18 protein-coding genes are annotated in these 18,054 nt (G+C 57.2%); 14 read left to right on the top strand and 4 right to left on the bottom strand.

What is annotated here, in order from left to right:
* Positions 1–110 precede the first annotated feature (110 nt).
* Entirely contained in the window at positions 111–2,408 is a 2,298-nt protein-coding gene (gene bglX, locus QCD69_RS05455) for a beta-glucosidase BglX (RefSeq protein WP_253454808.1), read from the top strand.
* 56 nt (positions 2,409–2,464) lie between these two features.
* Here the strand turns inward: bglX and QCD69_RS05450 are convergent, their stop codons facing one another.
* Entirely contained in the window at positions 2,465–2,950 is a 486-nt protein-coding gene (locus tag QCD69_RS05450; RefSeq protein WP_253454807.1) for a GNAT family N-acetyltransferase, read from the bottom strand.
* Positions 2,951–3,119: 169 nt separating this feature from the next.
* On the opposite strand from QCD69_RS05450, the gene QCD69_RS05445 reads away from it, so the two are divergent.
* The 4 genes from QCD69_RS05445 to idi all read left to right on the top strand — a co-directional run bounded on the left by QCD69_RS05445 (position 3,120) and on the right by idi (position 6,844).
* Complete coding sequence (locus QCD69_RS05445; RefSeq protein WP_301251276.1) at positions 3,120–3,992, top strand: oxygenase MpaB family protein; 873 nt, start codon at positions 3,120–3,122, stop codon at positions 3,990–3,992.
* A 25-nt stretch (positions 3,993–4,017) separates the two neighbouring features.
* Entirely contained in the window at positions 4,018–4,944 is a 927-nt protein-coding gene (locus QCD69_RS05440) for a hypothetical protein (RefSeq protein WP_301251274.1), read from the top strand.
* A 159-nt stretch (positions 4,945–5,103) separates the two neighbouring features.
* On the top strand, positions 5,104–6,210 hold the full coding sequence (locus QCD69_RS05435) for a suppressor of fused domain protein (protein ID WP_301251273.1): 1,107 nt from the start codon (positions 5,104–5,106) through the stop codon (positions 6,208–6,210).
* 85 nt (positions 6,211–6,295) lie between these two features.
* Positions 6,296–6,844, top strand: coding sequence for an isopentenyl-diphosphate Delta-isomerase (idi, locus tag QCD69_RS05430; RefSeq protein ID WP_301251272.1), 549 nt, complete (start codon positions 6,296–6,298; stop codon positions 6,842–6,844).
* Here idi and QCD69_RS05425 read toward each other — a convergent pair.
* Positions 6,813–8,303, bottom strand: a complete 1,491-nt coding sequence (locus tag QCD69_RS05425) for an MFS transporter (protein WP_301251270.1) — start codon at positions 8,301–8,303, stop codon at positions 6,813–6,815. The genes idi and QCD69_RS05425 overlap by 32 nt on opposite strands.
* A gap of 183 nt (positions 8,304–8,486) precedes the next feature.
* Between QCD69_RS05425 and osmF the strand changes: the two genes are divergently transcribed.
* Genes osmF through QCD69_RS05405 form a run of 4 tightly spaced genes read left to right on the top strand, consistent with a single transcriptional unit; the run spans position 8,487 to position 12,229 of the window.
* Positions 8,487–9,404 (top strand): glycine betaine ABC transporter substrate-binding protein OsmF, encoded by a 918-nt coding sequence (gene osmF, locus QCD69_RS05420; RefSeq protein WP_301251268.1) that lies wholly within the window; start codon positions 8,487–8,489, stop codon positions 9,402–9,404.
* 14 nt (positions 9,405–9,418) lie between these two features.
* Positions 9,419–10,573: an ABC transporter permease gene (locus tag QCD69_RS05415; protein ID WP_301251266.1), complete on the top strand. Its 1,155-nt coding sequence runs from the start codon at positions 9,419–9,421 to the stop codon at positions 10,571–10,573.
* Complete coding sequence (locus QCD69_RS05410; RefSeq protein ID WP_301251265.1) at positions 10,570–11,502, top strand: ABC transporter ATP-binding protein; 933 nt, start codon at positions 10,570–10,572, stop codon at positions 11,500–11,502. The genes QCD69_RS05415 and QCD69_RS05410 overlap by 4 nt, the downstream gene beginning before the upstream one ends.
* Position 11,503: 1 nt before the next feature.
* Positions 11,504–12,229, top strand: coding sequence for an ABC transporter permease (locus QCD69_RS05405; protein ID WP_253454796.1), 726 nt, complete (start codon positions 11,504–11,506; stop codon positions 12,227–12,229).
* Here QCD69_RS05405 and QCD69_RS05400 read toward each other — a convergent pair.
* Together QCD69_RS05400 and QCD69_RS05395 are read right to left on the bottom strand one after the other, a co-directional pair.
* The gene (locus tag QCD69_RS05400) at positions 12,216–12,320 is read right to left on the bottom strand and encodes a protein YohO (protein WP_125288804.1); all 105 of its coding nucleotides are present in this window, start codon (positions 12,318–12,320) and stop codon (positions 12,216–12,218) included. The genes QCD69_RS05405 and QCD69_RS05400 overlap by 14 nt on opposite strands.
* Before the next feature lie 132 nt (positions 12,321–12,452).
* The gene (locus QCD69_RS05395; RefSeq protein ID WP_253454795.1) at positions 12,453–13,184 is read right to left on the bottom strand and encodes a MerR family transcriptional regulator; all 732 of its coding nucleotides are present in this window, start codon (positions 13,182–13,184) and stop codon (positions 12,453–12,455) included.
* 217 nt (positions 13,185–13,401) lie between these two features.
* Here QCD69_RS05395 and QCD69_RS05390 point away from each other — a divergent pair, with 217 nt between their 5' ends.
* From QCD69_RS05390 to dinG, 5 genes are all read left to right on the top strand, one after another.
* Complete coding sequence (locus QCD69_RS05390; RefSeq protein ID WP_301251264.1) at positions 13,402–13,932, top strand: GNAT family N-acetyltransferase; 531 nt, start codon at positions 13,402–13,404, stop codon at positions 13,930–13,932.
* A 152-nt stretch (positions 13,933–14,084) separates the two neighbouring features.
* The gene (locus QCD69_RS05385) at positions 14,085–14,357 is read left to right on the top strand and encodes a type II toxin-antitoxin system RelE family toxin (RefSeq protein WP_301251263.1); all 273 of its coding nucleotides are present in this window, start codon (positions 14,085–14,087) and stop codon (positions 14,355–14,357) included.
* 70 nt (positions 14,358–14,427) lie between these two features.
* Positions 14,428–14,796, top strand: a complete 369-nt coding sequence (locus QCD69_RS05380) for a helix-turn-helix domain-containing protein (protein ID WP_253454792.1) — start codon at positions 14,428–14,430, stop codon at positions 14,794–14,796.
* A gap of 187 nt (positions 14,797–14,983) precedes the next feature.
* On the top strand, positions 14,984–15,760 hold the full coding sequence (locus QCD69_RS05375) for a DUF3750 domain-containing protein (RefSeq protein WP_301251262.1): 777 nt from the start codon (positions 14,984–14,986) through the stop codon (positions 15,758–15,760).
* Positions 15,761–15,887: 127 nt separating this feature from the next.
* A complete protein-coding gene (gene dinG / locus QCD69_RS05370) occupies positions 15,888–18,050 on the top strand; it encodes an ATP-dependent DNA helicase DinG (RefSeq protein ID WP_253454790.1) in 2,163 nt (720 codons plus the stop codon).
* Positions 18,051–18,054 lie beyond the last annotated feature (4 nt).

Below are 18,054 nucleotides of genomic sequence, written 5' to 3'. Positions count from 1 at the left end.
CACCGCTGAACTAAAGCAGGCTCAACCGGCTTGAAAACTACCTGCTATCCTCAACTTATGGCACACTCGCCGCACGATTTTCTGTCGTTTACCTGAGAGAAACTACCCTGATGAAATGGATTTGTTCTGTTAGCTTCGCCGTTGCGCTGGCGCTACAGCCTGCCTTTGCCGACGATAACCACGGGCAGCACCCGCTGACGCCCGAAGCTCGCGATGCCTTTGTGAGCAACCTCCTGCAGAAAATGACGCTGGATGAAAAAATCGGCCAGCTCCGGTTAATCAGCGTCGGCCCGGATAACCCGAAAGAGGCTATCCGGGAAATGATCAAGCAAGAGCAGGTCGGCGCGATCTTTAATACCGTCACGCGCCACGATATCCGCGCGATGCAGGATCAGGCGATGCAGCTCAGCCGCCTGAAAATTCCGCTGTTCTTTGCCTATGACGTGGTACACGGTCAGCGTACCGTTTTCCCTATTCCGCTGGCGCTGGCGGCAAGCTGGGATCTGGATGCTATCGCAACCGTGGGGCGCGTGTCGGCTTATGAAGCGGCGGACGACGGCCTGAACATGACCTGGGCGCCGATGGTGGACGTCACGCGCGAACCGCGCTGGGGCAGGGTATCGGAAGGGTTCGGCGAGGATACCTGGCTGACCTCGGAGATGGGCCGCATGCTGGTGGAATCCATGCAGGGCAAAAGCCCGGCGGATCGCTATTCGGTGATGACCAGCGTGAAGCACTTCGCCGCCTATGGTGCGGTAGAGGGCGGTCGCGATTACAACACGGTGGATATGAGCCCGCAGCGGCTGGCGCAGGACTATCTGCCGCCTTACAAAGCGGCGCTGGACGCGGGCAGCGGCGGCGTGATGGTCTCACTGAATTCAATCAACGGCGTGCCTGCCACTTCCAATAGCTGGCTGCTGAAAGATTTGCTGCGGGATGACTGGAAGTTCAAAGGCATCACCATCAGCGATCACGGCGCGATCAAAGAGCTGATGAAGCACGGCGTGGCCAGCGATCCGCAGGATGCCGTACGTGTCGCCATCCAGTCCGGCGTGAATATGAGCATGAGCGACGAATACTACAGTAAGTATCTGCCGAACCTGGTAAAAAGCGGCGCGGTCAGCATGGCGGATATCGACGATGCCACGCGCCACGTGCTTAACGTCAAATATGATATGGGACTGTTTAACGATCCCTACAGTCATCTTGGCCCGGCGGAGAGCGATCCCAAAGACACCAATGCCGAAAGCCGCTTACACCGGCCGGAAGCGCGTGATGTCGCTCGCAAAAGCATCGTGTTGCTGAAAAACCGCAATGACACGCTGCCGCTGAAAAAAGCGGGCACTATTGCGCTGATCGGCCCGCTGGCCGACAGCCAGCGCGATATTATGGGCAGCTGGTCGGCGGCAGGCGTCGCCTCGCAGTCCGTTACCGTCATGCAAGGCATTAAAAACGCTACCGCAGGCAAAGCCACGCTGCTTTACGCCAAAGGCGCTAACGTCAGCGACAACAAGGGCATCCAGGACTTTCTGAACCTCTATGAAAAAGCGGTCACGGTAGATGCGCGCACCCCGCAGCAGCTGTTGGACGAAGCGGTAGAGACGGCGAAAAAAGCGGATGTGGTGGTTGCCGTCGTGGGCGAAGCGCAGGGCATGGCGCATGAAGCGTCCAGCCGCAGCGATATCACCATTCCGCCTTCGCAGCAGGCGCTGATTAGCGCGCTGAAGGCGACCGGCAAGCCGCTGGTGCTGGTGCTGATGAACGGGCGCCCGCTGGCTATCGTTAAAGAGAGCCGCGAAGCGGATGCGCTGCTGGAAACCTGGTTCAGCGGCACCGAAGGCGGCAACGCCATCGCGGACGTGCTGTTCGGCGATTACAATCCGTCCGGCAAGCTGCCGATGTCTTTCCCTCGTTCGGTAGGGCAGATCCCAATCTACTACAACCACCTGAACACGGGGCGGCCTTACGATCCGGCAAGGCCGAACAAATATACCTCGCATTACTATGATGCAGAGAATGGCCCGCTTTATCCGTTTGGCTACGGGCTGAGCTATACCAGCTTTACGGTATCGCCGGTCACGCTTTCGGCTAAAACCATGCCGCGTAACGGTCAGGTTTCGGCTTCGGTCACGGTGACCAACACCGGCAAGCTTGACGGCGCGACCGTGGTGCAGCTTTACCTGCGTGACCAGGTCGCCAGCGTTAGCCGCCCGGTGAAGGAGCTGAAGGGCTTTAAGCGCATTATGCTGAAAGCGGGCGAGTCGCAGACCGTGACCTTCCCTGTTGACGTGAAGGCGCTTAAATTCTGGAACGCCAAAATGCAGCAGGTGGCGGAACCGGGTAAATTCAGCGTGATGATCGGGCTGGATTCTGTTCACACCAGCGATGCGGAATTTAATTACCTGTAAAAACCGGGCGTGAAGGCCCGGCTGTAGACATCAGGAGGCGAATATTCGCCTCCTTTTCACTTTCCTGCTTCGGCAAATTTCAGCAGCGCGTCGCCGTCCAGGCGATAACGCACCCATTCGCTTTGCGCCACGGCGCCAATGCTTAAATAGAAGTCGATAGCGGGCTGATTCCAGTCCAGCACGCTCCACTCCAGACGACCGCAGCGGCGCTGCACGGCCAGCTGCGCAATATGCTTAATCAGCGCTTTGCCCGCGCCGTTGCCGCGCGCATCGGGCGAAATATAGAGATCTTCCAGATAAATGCCGTTGCGGCCAAGCCAGGTTGAGTAGCTGGTAAAAAACACCGCATAGCCGACGGCGGTGCCGTCCACTTCGCAAATCAGCGCTTCGGTTTTGCTTTCTGCGCCAAACAGCGTCTCGCGAATTTCCTCCGGCGTGGTCACAACTTCTTCCGGCGCTTTTTCATAAACGGCCAGTTCATAAATCATCGCGTAAATGGTTTGCGCGTCTGCCGGACGGGCCTGGCGGATAGTGATACTCATGGCTTTTCCTTTTCCCTGCGGGTTAAAGCGGATAAGCATAAAGGTTATTGCGTGCGGAATTAAGTTTATTCATGGCGGCGCCTGCGGCCGTCAGAAACTGATAAACTGACGCAAGAGCGGTAAAAAGCAGGTCGGAAGGCGCTTTCGGCCTTTTTGTCAGCGGGGAATTATGCTTTCACTCAGAGACAGGATCCAGCAGCAGGTCTTTCGCCTGAACGGGCTGGCGATGAACGACTTCGACCTCAGCCAGCCGCCTGGCGATCCCGGTCTTTACGGGCCGGACAGCGTTATCTGGCAGGTGCACGGCGATTTCTCGTCGATGCTGTGCGGCGGCATCTCCGCGCTGCTGATGCAGATGCTGCATCCGCAGGCGCTGGCAGGCGTCTGGGATCATTCAACCTTTCGCGAGGATATGTCAGGCAGACTGCGGCGCACCAGCCAGTTTATCGCCGTGACCACCTTTGGCAACACGGCGGACGCCCATACGTTAATTGAGCGCGTAAAACGGATCCATCTGCGGGTAACGGGCGTTGATGGCCAGGGCAACCCCTATGCCGCCAGCGATCCGGCGCTGCTGACCTGGGTACACGTGGCGGAAACCAGCCGCTTTCTGGCTGCCCATTTGCGCTATAAAAATCCGCAGCTCAGCCGCGAGGATCAGGATCGCTATTATGCGGAAGCCGCCGTGGTGGCCGAAGCGCTGGGTGCGAAACAGGTGCCGAAAACGGTACAGGAAGTTGAGGCTTATCTGACGGCGATGCGGCCGCAGCTGCGCTGTGACGAACGTACCAGAGCGGTGCTCGCCGTGCTGCTGACCATGCCCGCGCCGAGCTGGCAGGCGCGTCCGGCCATGCGCACTATGATGATGGCGGGCATTGAGCTTTTGCCCGAATGGACCCAGCAGCAGTTTGGCTTTCGCTTTCCCGGCTGGCGCAGGGCGCTAATCCGGCAGCGGATGAAATGGCTGGCGGCCGGGCTGCGCTGGTGCGTGCGTCGCGGCGGCTATTATCGTGCCATGCAGCGCATGGGAAGAATTCTTTAGTGGCTAACAGGAATAATTAGCAGCAATGGATATCAATCAAATAAAAATTTTTATGCCTGGTTTCATTTCCACACTAGGTGAGTTTCTACAAATAAAAGATGACTATAAGTGTGACAGTATTATTTTTCTCGACCGAAATATCGTAGGTCGACTAAAGATTGAGGATTTCCCAAAAAAAGAACCTCTCGATAATATCAGATTTTCAGCACTTTACGCTATATGGGAAGCTAATGCTTCTCGCGTGCCGACTATAGAGGAACTTCATCAGCAGTTTCATAAATATCAAAGCGAGCTTCGAAAAAAGTTTGGCGATGCGCACGTGACGGATGATAGTGCTGTACTGTATGAAAAAATAATTCCCTCTATGCTTCGCTATTTAACGGAAGAGCATTCCTACCTGGAAGGTTACCTGGCATTAAGCGGTCAGTCAATCGAGAATCGACTTGATTATATTTTTGATAATTACGAATTACGTCTGGATATAAAAAAAAGGCTAAGCGGAATCAATCCCTTCTTGGTTTTAGCCTTATTAAGCGATCTGCTTGGCGATTCAAAAACTAAAAGAAAAGGAGAAGTAGGGACAGTATTGAAAGCAGCTTCGTTATTTAGTAATGGTAGCATTAATCCTGTTACACTTTATAATATTCGCTCTGACTTTTCCGCGCTTTTTCTTTTCTGGAGCATGTGCGCGCAGGTACAAGAAGCCTGGCGTAAAGAAATAACATCAACACGCATTTTCTTCGCGACCAATGATAAAGCGATGTCCCGACTTTTCGAACTAAGTTACAATCTGGCTCGCGTATTGCAACATCCTGATATGTCAGAGATTAATGATAAAAATGTTTCCCGATTAGCATGTGTAACGCAGCACATGTTTCCTCGGTTAAAAGAGGATCAGCTGCTCTTAATATGGGTGATTCAACAAATACAGCGTCTACGTATCCTTGGTTAATCGATTGAACGGCAACCAAAAACTGGTTTGTACAACATGCCCTTTCGGGCCTATTTTGAGATTATTACCCTTGTTGTGACATGGCGCGCACGGGCATCCTGCTCTATTCTCCGGGAAATTCCGGGAAAAGGGATGACCCTGAACCCTTGTCGAGGCGCTATGACACAGACGTACCGGCTGGCTGAAGTCTTTAATCAGCAACAAACCCTTATTGCCACGGTTGAGCAGGATGAGCGCACCGCCTATTTTTACATTCGTCCGGCCGAGCCGTTTCGCGGCCAGTTTGCCGTGCGCGGCTGTTGGCTGAGAAACCTGCTGCCTGCGCCCGCGCAGGAAGACAGCGAGGCGATGGCGCAGGGCATTCCGCCGCTGCTCAGCGCCGAATACTGCCGCACGCTGGAAGCGGAGCCGATATTGCATCCGGCAGGCCTGCAGGTTATCTGGACGCCCGGCGATGACGGTGCGGCGCTCTGGTATCAGGGGCAGCTGCTGGCGGTTATTCCCGGCTGGAGCCTGTATCAGGATAAACAGGTCAGCTTTTCCGCTGGCTGCATCAAAGAGAACCGGCTGACCGCGCCGCTGGGTTCCGCCTCTACCAACAGCTGGTACGCGCGGGCGGAGAAAGATCGTCTTTTCTGGCGCGACTGGCAGGATGCCCAGCCGTGGGAAGGCATTCAGCGAGAAATGCTGCGCTGCTACGAGGCGCAATATGGTGAGTCGCTAAAGTACTACGCTATCGACCAGGGCAGCTGGCCGCCAATGGCCATCTCGCAGCACTATCATCAGGGCAACTGGTATTTTCTGACGCTGGGTATGAGCATCCGGCCCATGCCGTGGATCGATTTCCTCTATAAGGATAAAGACGCTGCCGATCATCGCCGTATCGAGCTGGCGATGGCGATCGACGGCGAGGTGATGAGCGAAGAGAACGCGGTGCAGATGGCCAGCGCGCTGGCAAGCTTTGCGCATTTTCCCTGGGCGCGCCTCAGCTGGCTGGGCGAAGGGCACACGCTCTCTTCCGCCGTCGCGCCGATAGGTTTTGAAGGCTTTTTGCTTTCGGCCTCGCTGGGCGACAGTTTCACACTGCCGCCGCGCGAAGGAGAAAAAGTGACGCTGTTATGGGCCACGCCGGTGACGGCCGCCGAGCAGGAATTCGTCGAACAGGAACCACAAGGCGGCCTGCAATTAGTGGAACGCTTAACCGAGGCGGGGTGTAATCCTGTCTTCCGGGCGCGGCCCGAGCTGGTGGATCCGCCGGCTGGCTAAGCCGTCATACTTTCGCACGATTTTACCCAGCCACGGCCGCCAAAGATATGCCACAATTATCTGAGATAATTCTTAAGAGGTGTGCATGTCTGCAATCGAAGTTATCCTGGTCGACGACCAGGATCGCGCCATCGGTCGAATGGAAAAGCTTGAGGTTCATCAGAAAGGATTGCTGCATCGCGCGGTCACCGTTTACGTGTTTAACTCCCACCATCAGCTGCTGCTGCAACGGCGCGCCAGCGGTAAATACCACTGCGGCGGGCTGTGGAGCAATACCACCTGCGGCCATCCTTACCCGGAAGAGTCGACGCGACACGCGGCCGAGCGACGCCTCAATGAAGAAATGGGGTTATCGCTGAGGCTACAGCCCATGTTTGAGCTGAGCTATTACCTGCCGCTGGCAAATGGCCTGATCGAACATGAATATGGTCACGTCCTGTTTACCCTGAGCGATGAGCTGCCGCAGCCTAATCCGGAAGAAGCAGACGACTGGCGCTACGCTTCGCTGCCGGAAATTCAGCAGGAAATGGCGGCGCACCCCGAGCGTTTTACGCCGTGGTTTCTGCATACCTTTGCCCGCATCCCCGCCGAATTTGCCCGCTTTACTGCGGCCGCGCTGGCGGTTCAGCCGTAAAATCCTCGGCGTCCACGTCGTAGCCTGACGGCTCCCAGCGTACCAGCAGCAGCGCCAGCAGGCCCGCCAGCGGCGCAAGGCCGATAACCCAGAATACGTTAGTACCCAGCGCCGCCGACAGCAGCGGAAACAGAAACAGCGACAGGGTAGAGCTGCCGCGCATCAGCGTCTGGTTCATACCCACGCCCACGCCGCGTAGCGAGGTTGGATAGCTAAGCGAGGCAAAAGTCATGGTATGCGAGCCTGGCCCAAAGCCCTGGCCCAGCAGAAACAGCGCCAGCATGGCGACAGACACCGCCGCCTGCGTGCCGTCGTCCGGCCTGCCTACCAGCGCCAGGCCGAGCAGCGCCACAAACTGGCAGCCGTAGCCAGCTACCGTCATCCGCCAGGCGCCCAGACGCGGCACTAAACGTACCGCCAGCAGCCCGCCAACAAAGGCGAACAGCAGATTCAGCGCCAGCGAGACCAGGATGGTGGTCAGCATCGACTGCGCCAGAAAGCTGGAGAGGATCACCGGCAATCCAAACGCAACGGCGTTATAGGCGAAAGCCGAAGCGACGGCGGTAACGGTAGCGAGCAGCGTACGACGCAGGTAAATGCCCTTAAACAGTTCGCCATAGTTGCGCCAGCTGGCGCGACGAACCGGCACGGCGGGCGTCAGATCGGCTTCTTTCGCCACCTGTGCATTGATGCCGTAAGAGCGCCGTAAAATAGCGGCCGCACCATGCAAATCGCCCTGGTTAGCGGCCCAGACGGGCGATTCGCTCATATAGCGGCTGCGAACGGCGATAATCAGCAGCGCGGGTACCGCGCCAAAGCCCAGGATAATCCGCCACAGCCAGCCCGCCTGTGCTTCCGGTAGCACCGAGTAAAAAAACAGCACCAGCAGATAAGAGACAGAAATAGCGGCATACCAGGTAGGGCACCACATGGCAATGCTGGCCGCCTTGTTGCCTCGTCCTTTCAGCTTTGAGAACTCCGCTAAAAAAGCCATCGCTACCGGCAGATCGATGCCCACGCCCAGCCCCATCACAAAACGCGCGCCCGCCAGTACGTATTCGTTTGGCGCAAAAGCGCAGGCCAGCGCGGCCACCACAAAGAAAAACATATCGGCCATAAACACGCGGTAGCGGCCAATTTTATCGGTGAGATAGCCGCCAATCAGCGCGCCGACGATAGCGCCAAAGGCAATAGCGGAAGCCACCATGCCTGCGCCCGCAGGCGTCAGGCCAAACTCTTTGGTTACGTCCTTCATGCCAAACGCCAGCGCGCCCAGATCGTAGGCGTCCAGAAACACGCCACCCAGCGCAATCGCGATCACGATATGCGCATTGCTACGCGCCTGGGTACTGTTGTTGACCAGCGTTGCAACGTCCGCAGCCTGACGGATAAACAACGTTTCGCCCGTTGGCTCGCTCCCTGCCGTGGCGACATGCGATTCAGCCGTTAAGTCAGTCATGAGGTTATATTCAGTTTTAGTGGTGTGGTTTGTGAGCATACTCCCGGCGCTGGCAGAGTTAAATTCCCGCTCGTTATAAGTTACAACCAAACGGTGCAATGTAATTTAGTTGTAAGGCGGCGGTTTTAAGTGGTTAATTCTTCAGCTACTCTTGAAGCTGAGTCGATAACAGGGAAACGCGAAATGGCTAAAAGCATAAGATTGGGCGGCGCGCTGGCGCTGGCGGTTTGGCTGGCGATGGCGGGCGGCGCGCAGGCGGCGGAGGCGGTAAAGGTCGGGTCGAAAATTGATACGGAAGGTTCGCTGCTGGGCAACCTGATTTTACAGGTGCTGGATAAACACGGCGTAAAAACCGTGAACAAAATTCAGCTGGGAAATACGCAGGTCGTCAGGGGCGCCATCACGGCGGGCGAACTGGATATCTATCCGGAATATACCGGCAACGGCGCTTTCTTCTTCCACGACGAGAAAAACCCCGCCTGGAAAAATGCCCAGGCAGGCTATCAGCTGGTTAAGAAGCTCGACGGCGAGAAAAATCATCTGATCTGGCTGACGCCGTCGCCCGCTAACAATACATGGACCATCGCGGTACGCGGCGATGTGGCGCAGAAAAACAAACTCGCCACGCTGGCCGATCTCAGTGCCTGGCTGAAAAGCGGCGGCGAATTTAAGCTGGCGGCCTCGGCGGAGTTTATCGAAAGGCCCGACGCGCTGCCCGCTTTTGAGCGTGCCTACCAGTTTAAGCTGGATCAGGATCAGCTGCTGTCGCTGGCGGGCGGCGATACGGCCGTTACGCTGAAAGCGGCAGCGCAGCAAACCTCCGGCGTTAACGCGGCGATGGCTTACGGCACCGACGGCCCGGTAGCGGCGCTTGGCCTGCAAACGCTGAGCGATCCCAAGGGCGTGCAGCCCGTATACGCGCCGACGCCGGTTATCCGCGAAGCGGTGCTGAAAGCGTATCCGCAAATCGGCGACTGGCTGAAGCCGGTTTTCGCCTCGCTGGATGAAAAAACGCTGCAGCAGCTTAATGCCAAAATTGCGGTAGAAGGGATGGACGCGAAAAAAGTGGCCGCCGACTATCTGCAACAGAAAAATCTGTAGCCACGCGCGGCAAAATGACTATTCGGGTACATAACCGCGTCACATTGACGCTGGCGCTGCTGCTGACGGCAGCGCTGACGGCGCTGCCGTTTCTCAACTGGGCGCCGAACCGGCTTGTTTCCGGTCAGCCGCTTGGGCTGCAACAGGTAGCCAACGGCCTGGGCTGGTGGCTGTTGCTGCCCGCATTGTTACTGATGCTGCTCGCTTTTTGGCCGCAGAAGCGCACCAGCCTGGCCTTAACGCTGCTCTGTAGCGAAACGCTGTTTATCGCGCTGATCGCCGCTGGCGGTTATGCGGCCGCCTCGCTGGCGCAGCAGGGCCATCCGCTGGCAAGAACCTCTCTGGGCAGCGGCTTCTGGCTGGCAGCCGCGCTGGCGCTGCTGATGGCGACAGATGCCATCAGCCGTTTGACCCGACAGGCGTTATGGCGTTTGCTGCTGAACGCGCAGATCTGGCTGCCGGCGGTCTTTTTGCTGCTGAGCGGCCAGCTCGACGCGCTTTCCCTGCTGAAAGAGTATGCCAACCGGCGCGATGTCTTCGACCAGGCGCTGTCACGACACCTGCTGATTTTGGGCGGCACGCTTTTACCGGCGCTGCTGATCGGCGTGCCGCTGGGCTGGTACTGCTGTCGTCGTCCGGCCATACAGTCATCGGTTTTCGCCACGCTGAATATCATTCAGACCGTGCCTTCCGTCGCGCTGTTTGGCCTGCTTATCGCCCCGCTCAGCGGGCTGGCGCGCGAGTTTCCGGCACTGACCACGTTAGGCATCAGCGGCATCGGTATGGCGCCCGCGCTAATCGCGCTGGTGCTCTATGCGCTGCTGCCGCTGGTGCGTAGCGTCGTCAGCGGGTTGCAGAACGTGCCGCAAGCGGTGATTGAAACCGCGCGGGGCATGGGCATGAGCGGCGGCCAGATATTCCGCCAGGTCGAGGTGCCGCTGGCGCTGCCGGTACTGCTTGCCGGTCTGCGCGTCACGGCGGTGCAAACCATCGGCATGGCGGTTATCGCCGCGCTGATCGGGGCGGGCGGCTTCGGGGCCGTCATTTTTCAGGGCCTGCTCAGCAGCGCGCTGGATCTGGTCATGTTGGGGGTGATCCCTGTTATCGCCCTGGCGGTGGCGGTGGATACGTTATTTAAGCTGTTGCTCTCCGGGATACAACGCCAGTGATTGAATTCAAAGAGGTGAGTAAATATTTTGCGGGCAAGGCGGCGGTCAGCGATTTGACGCTGCATATCGCCAAAGGCGAATTTACCGTGCTGATCGGCACGTCCGGCTGCGGTAAATCGACCACGCTGAAGATGATTAATCGTTTGATCGAACACGATAAGGGCGCGATACGTTTTGGCGGCGAAGAGATCCGTCGCTTCGACCCGCAGGCGCTGCGGCGGCGAATGGGCTACGTTATCCAGTCCACCGGGCTTTTCCCGCACTGGACGGTAGAAAAAAATATCGCCACCGTGCCGAAACTGCTGGGCTGGAGCAAGCCGCAAATCGACGCGCGCGTCAGTGAACTGCTGGCCTTGCTAAATATGGAAGAGACGTTTCGCCATCGCTATCCGCATCAGCTTTCCGGCGGGCAGCAGCAGCGTATTGGCGTGGCGAGAGCGCTGGCAGCCGATCCGGAAGTGCTGCTGATGGATGAGCCTTTCGGCGCGCTCGATCCGGTGACTCGCGCCACGCTTCAGCAGGAAATTGCCCGTATTCATCGCCTTTCCGGCAAGACGATAGTGCTGGTAACGCACGATATCGACGAGGCGCTGGCGCTGGCAGACCGGCTGGTCTTAATGGACGGCGGCAAAGTGGTGCAGCAGGGCACGCCGACGGCGCTGCTGACAAAACCCGTTAATGACTTTGTGCGTCGCTTTTTCGGCCAGAGCGAATGGGGTATTCGCCTGCTTTCGCTGGGGCTGGCAGGCGAGGCGGCGCGGCGAGACGAATGGCTGGAGGAGGAAGGCATTGCGGAAACGCTGACGCTGCGCGAAGCCCTGTCGCTGTTTATCGCACGTGGAACCGACCGGCTGGCGGTACGGGACAGCAATCAGCAGCCGCTCGGCGTGCTGCACTTTGCTGATTTACTGCGGCAGAAGAAGCCATAATATGCGCCTGCTTCGCGATCCGCTCCTCTGGCTGATTTTACTGTTTGTAGCGCTGCTGCTGCTGATGCCCTATAGCGGCCCGCTGTTCGCGCGCGCTTTTCCCCAGCTCGACAGGCCGCTTTACCAGCAGGAAAGCTTTATCCGGCTGGCGCTGGCGCATATCCGGCTGGTGGCGTTCTCCAGCTTCGCTGCGGTGATAGTGGGTTTGGGCGCCGGTATTGCGGTAACGCGCCGGGCGGGAAAGGCGTTTCGCTCGGTAGTAGAAACGCTGGTGGCCGCAGGCCAGACCTTCCCGCCGGTGGCCGTGCTGGCGCTGGCGGTGCCGGTTATCGGCTTTGGCGAACAGCCTGCGATGGTCGCGCTGCTGTTGTATGGGCTGCTGCCGATCTTACAGGGCACGCTGGCCGGTATTGACGCGGTGCCGCCGACTTTGCGCGAGGTGGCGGCGGGCGTCGGTATGAGTCCGCGTCAAATACTGTTTAAGGTAGAGCTGCCGCTGGCCGCACCGGTGATCCTGGCCGGGATCCGCACTTCGGTGATTATTAATATCGGCACGGCCACCATCGCTTCAACGGTGGGCGCTAACACGCTGGGATCGCCGGTGATTATCGGGCTGAGCGGCTTTAATACCGCCTATATCTTACAGGGAGCCTGCCTGGTAGCGCTGCTGGCGATCGTGACGGACCGCCTTTTCGAGCGCCTGCTACGGCGGTTTAAGCGCGAATAAGGATGGTGTAGCCGGTCAGCATGACGCCGCCGATACCGCCCAGCGCCATCATTAAGAAGATAAAAATTACGCCGATTTTCTGCCAGTTCATACCGTTATCCGCCTGCCGTAAAAAAGAGAGCAAAGTATATCGCTTTTACTGAGCGGACGTTAAGCCTTTGCTGGTTTTTAGCAGGAGAAAACGGACGAGGCCAGCAGGGCGCTGGCGACGATGACCATAAAGCTATGCGGCCTGATGCGCCACGGCGTAGCCCTGTTCCTGCCAGTGGGCGATCTGCTCCTGCTGGCGGCGCGTCAGAGGTTTGCCGGTGAAAATAAACAGCTGCTGGCCGGGAAAAAGTTCAGGACGCGGCATCTCCAGCGGTTCGGCCAGTACTTCCATACGCCAGCCCTGCTGCGACAGACGCCAGGCCTCCAGCCAGATGCGCGTACGATCTTCCGTGCCCCAGCCGATAATCAGCGCATCCTTGCCGGGCTTCTTGCGGCTGCCTGCAAGGCAGAAGGTCACGTAATCGATCAGGATGCCGTCAAGCAGGCTGCACATCGTTCTGGCCGTATTTTGATCCAGGTTCAGTCGCTGGCGGATAGGAATAAAAACATGGTCAATCAGCGCCGCCGCCGGATGTTCCCGACCGGCCGTTGCCACTTTTGCTCTGAGCTTAGCGGGCCTGACGTGACGCAATACCGTCATCATCTCTTCCTGTAGCGTCATCCAGCCGTCGTGCGCGTTAACGCTTTCGCCTTCCAGCAGCGCTTTAACTTTGCCTACCGGTACGCCGCTCTCTATCCAGCGTTTAATCTCTTCAATACGCTGTATATCTTCATCATCAAACTGACGATGGCCGCCTTCGGTGCGCTGTGGTTTCAGCAAACCGTAGCGGCGCTGCCACGCACGAAGCGTAACAGGATTTATCCGACAGCGTTCGGCGACGTCACCAATACTGTATAAAGCCATGCCTTTCCTTAAACCTGTTTGACTCCCCTGAGCCTAACCAACTCTCTATTGTTGTACAACTATTATTTAATTGTACAACTTGCCGGGCGAGGCGCCACGTCGTATATCTTATTGAAACGCGGCGGGAAACCCTCAGTCTCCGTCACGCACGATAACGGTAGTCTACCCGTTAATCCACGTGTCGCCAAAGCACGATTTACAGGACGATCTGCTACTTATGACCACTATCACTTATTCGCTTCTTACCGCAGAAGAGGCCGCTAAAGGCCAGGATGAATTATACAATGTATTGAGCGCTTGTGTTGCGCTGGGCGCCAGTATCGGCTTTGTCAGTAACGAACCTGCACCTATGAAACAGTTCTGGACAGGGGTAATCGCCAGCCTCGCCAGCGGCGAAAAGCGGCTGCTGGTTGCACGTCGACAGCAGGAGATTGTCGGCACGGTCATCGTAGAATTTTGCGGCAAGCCAAACGGCTCTCATCGTGCAGAAATCGCCAAATTGCTGGTACATCCTGATGCCAGACGGCAGGGCATCGCTCGTGAGCTGTTAGGCCGCGCTGAACGGCTGGCGGAGCAGGAGGGCAAAACGCTGCTGGTGCTTGATACGCGCTCCGGCGATGCGGCCGAGCAGCTTTACCTGGCGCAGGGCTGGCAGGTTTGCGGGCAGATCCCGTATTTTGCTCTCTCAACCCGTGGCGAAGCGGAAGCGACTACCGTTATGTACAAACGGGTCACGGCGGGTGTATAGCTACAGCCCTCGCAGTCCCGGATACAATAGCCGTCGCCAGTTTTTATAGATAAAAACACGACGTAGTTCTATTTTTATGTTGTTCTCATAGAATATAATATCTATATTTATCGAGTTTGATAAGGATGTATCCTTTAAAAGGTGGGCAAGGAATGCCGGAACTGAAATGGCGCAAAGCAGCGCGGAAACAACTTCTTGCTATCAAAAGCAAAAGCGACAGAGAAGCGATTAACGCAGCGGTGAATGAGTTAAAAAATTTTCCGCTGCACACGCCAAATCTGGACGTAAAGCCCTTGACGGCAGGTGAAGCCGATTACCGGCTAAGATGGGGTAACTATCGGGTATTATTCGACTATGTAAAAGACGGGGAACCCAAAATCATTGCCATCCAGCAAATTGCGAGGCGTACCAGCAAAACTTATTGAATAAAATTCGATTTGCCGAATTTGTCTTAAATAACTTCATTATTGCCGGTCTACTACAATGAGAAACGATATGATTGAATTCATCACTGACAGCGCCGGAAATCGCAAGGCGGCAATAGTGCCAATAGCGCTATTTGAAAAACTAACGCAAAGCGCCGATCTGGCTGAATTATGGGAATCAGTACCCTATGTTGCGGGAAAAAATGATGATGCTTTTATCCCCGGCGAGGTAGTCGATATTTCTGTGCAAAAAGGCGTAACGCTTCATGCGGCGTGGCGTCTTTATCGTGGCCTGACCCAAAAGCAGGTCGCTGAGGCGCTGAACATTACTCAGGCTTCTGTATCAGCCATGGAAAAAAGCGAGAGACCACGCAATTTTAATTTGCACAAGCTGGCGGAGCTGTACGGTTGCCAGCCAGAGCAATTAACTGACGAATAACTAAAAGGCCGGGCAACCGGCCGGTTTTTGTGAATTTTACTCACGACGGCATGCGGTGGACAAAGATTGAATGCCGCGCCGGTTTTCAGTAATGTGATTCTGCTCACACCTTAAGCGACAGCATGCTGCTCGCTGATGTTATCCCACTCTCTGATCCGACCCGCAGCTGCGGGCAGCCAAAGGTATTATGTTCCTTGTAAAAGTGATAGGTATCAGTTTTATCTGTATGCTGCTGCTCTCTTTCGCGCAGAGCTACGTTAAGGCGACCCACAGCGGCGTCGCCATCAATGGCCAACATTGGTCCACAGCCAGACGTGATTCGGCAGAGATGGCGCCCGATCCGCAGAAGTTTATCGATACGGCCATCGTGCAGGTTTATACCGCGCCGACCTTTGGCTGGCGTGGACTGTTCGCCGTCCATCCGTGGATCATTTTTAAAAAGGCCGGCGAGAGCCAGTATCACCGCTACGAGGTGGTCAGCTGGGGCAGCAGCAACGTTATTCGCCATAATTACGCTTTGCCCGACGGCTACTGGTTTGGCGCTAAGCCCAGACTGCTGGTCGATCATCGCGGCGAACGCGCGGCGGCGATGATCCCGTCGATCGAAGCCGCTATCGGCAGCTATCCCTGGCCGCACAGCTATCGGGTCTGGCCCGGCCCCAACAGCAATACTTTTCTGGCCCATATCGGCAGAGAAGTGCCGGAGCTGAAGCTCGATCTGCCTGCGAACGCCATCGGTAAAGATTTCCGCCCGCTGAGCCGTCCGGTGGGGCTGCCCGCCTCAGGCAAAGGCTTGCAGGTTTCACTGCTGGGCGTGCTTGGGCTGACGCTGGGTGCGGAGGAAGGCGTAGAGTTTAACGTGCTGGCCTTTAATTTCGGCATCGATTTTAAGCATCCGGCGCTGCGGCTGCCTTTTACCGGCAGGCTGGGCACCAATAAAATCGAAACGGACAGCGGCGAGTAAATTCGGCCCGTCAGCAGGCGCGGACAGCACCAGGTTGCGAGCCGTGCCGCAGGATTAACCTTCAGGGACTATTGCTGAACGAAATACTGTGTAAAAATACAGGCCGTTTCAATAAAAAGTGATTGATATGGCGCTAACTGCCGCGTTAAAAGCGCAAATTGCCGGCTGGTATAAGGCTCTCCAGCAGCAAATCCCCGATTTTATTTCCCGAGCGCCGCAGCGGCAGATGATTGCCGAAGTGGCGAAAACGCTGGCGGGCGACGAAGGGCGCCATCTGGCGATTGAAGCCCCGACCGGCGTCGGCAAAACGCTCTCCTATCTGATCCCCGGCATCGCCGTCAGCCGTGCGGAAGATAAGCCGCTGGTGGTCAGCACCGCCAACGTGGCGCTACAGGATCAGATCTTCACGAAAGATCTGCCGCTGTTGCAGAAGATCATCCCCGATCTGCGTTTTACCGCCGCGTTTGGCCGGGGTCGCTACGTCTGCCCGCGCAACCTGTCCGCGCTGGGCGGCGATGAAGAAAAGCAGGGCGATTTGCTGCTGTTTCTTGATGATGAAATGACCGCCAGCAAGGATGAGCGGGCGCTCTGTACTACGCTGGCGAAAAACCTCGATCGCCATCAGTGGGACGGCCTGCGCGACCACTGCGAAGAGACGATTGAAGATTCGCTCTGGCAGCGCATCAGTACCGATAAAGCCAACTGTCTGGGCAGCAACTGTCACTGGTTCCGTGAATGCCCGTTCTACCTGGCCCGGCGGGAAATCGAAAACGCCGACGTGGTGGTGGCTAACCATGCGCTGGTCATGGCGGCCCTGGAAACGGAATCGGTGCTGCCGCCGCCGAAAAATCTGCTGCTGGTACTTGATGAAGGGCACCACCTGCCGGATGTGGCGCGCGACGCGCTGGAAATGAGCGGGGATATCACGCCCGCCTGGAGCACGTTACAGCTCGACCTTTTCTGTCGTCTGGTTGAACAGTGTATGGCGCAGTTCCGGCCGAAAAAGCCGCCGCATCTTGGCAATCCGGAGCGGCTTAAAGCCCACTGTGAAGAGGTGCGCGAGCAGCTGCAACAGCTGTCGCAAATCCTGGTGCAGCTGTTGCCGCCCGGCAATCAGGAAGGCGAATACCGTTTCGAGATGGGCCAGCTGCCGGAAGAGGTGATGACGCTGTGCGCGCGCCTGTTCAAACTCAGCGACGGGCTGCGCGGGCTGGCAGAGGCGCTGCTGAACGATCTCAGTGAAAAAACGGGGCAGTTCGACGTAGTGCGCCTGCACCGTACGCTGATCCAGATGAACCGCGCACTGGGCTGGTTCGAGGCCAGCAGCAAGCTGTGGCGGCTCGCCTCAATGGCGCAGGCTTCCGGCGCGCCGGTGTCCAAATGGGTGACGCGTGAGCTGCGTGAAGGTAACCCGCACCTGCTGTTTCACTGCGCCGGTATTCGCGTCAGCGAGCAGCTGGAAAAACTGCTGTGGCGTAAAATCCCGCACGTGGTGCTGACCTCGGCCACGCTACGCTCGCTGAACAGCTTTCAGCGCCTGCAGGAAATGGCGGGCCTGAGCGAAAAGCCGGGCGATCGCTTTGTCGCGCTGGATTCGCCTTTTAACCACGTTGAGCAGGGCAAGCTGATTATCCCGCAGATGCGCTACGAGCCGATGCTGGCTAACGAAGTGGAACACCTGGCGGAAATGGCGCACTTTTTCCGCCAGCAGATTAAAGAAGGCAAACACAAAGGGCTGCTGGTGCTGTTTGCCAGCGGGCGGGCGATGCAGCAGTTTATCTCTTACCTGCCGGAGCTGCGGCTGATGCTGCTGGTGCAGGGCGACAGGCCGCGTCCGGCGCTGGTGGCGCTACATCGTAAAAAGGTGGAGCAGGGCGAAACCAGCGTGCTGGTGGGCCTGCAATCCTTTGCCGAAGGGCTGGATCTGAAGGGTGACCTGCTGTCGCAGGTGCATATCCATAAAATTGCCTTTCCGCCGGTGGACAGTCCGGTTATTTTGACGGAGGGCGAATGGCTGAAAAGCCTGAAGCGCTATCCTTTTGAAGTACAAAGCCTGCCGAGCGCCTCCTTTAACCTGATCCAGCAGGTGGGCAGGCTGATCCGCAGCCACGACTGTTTCGGCGAGATAGTGATTTACGATCGTCGTTTGCTGACCAAAAGCTATGGCGCGCGCCTGCTGGGCGCGCTACCGGTTTTCCCCATTGAGCAGCCGCCTATGCCGCCGGGGGAGCCGCCAAAAGCCGTTGCGGCCGTACCGGGTAAGAAAACCGTACGTCGCCGCCGTCGCTAACCAC

Source organism: Erwinia sp. PsM31 (assembly GCF_030433775.1).
Lineage (GTDB): Bacteria > Pseudomonadota > Gammaproteobacteria > Enterobacterales > Enterobacteriaceae > Erwinia > Erwinia aeris.
The sequence above is the reverse complement of the archived record's forward strand: the minus strand, read 5'-3'. Positions and strand labels throughout refer to the sequence as shown.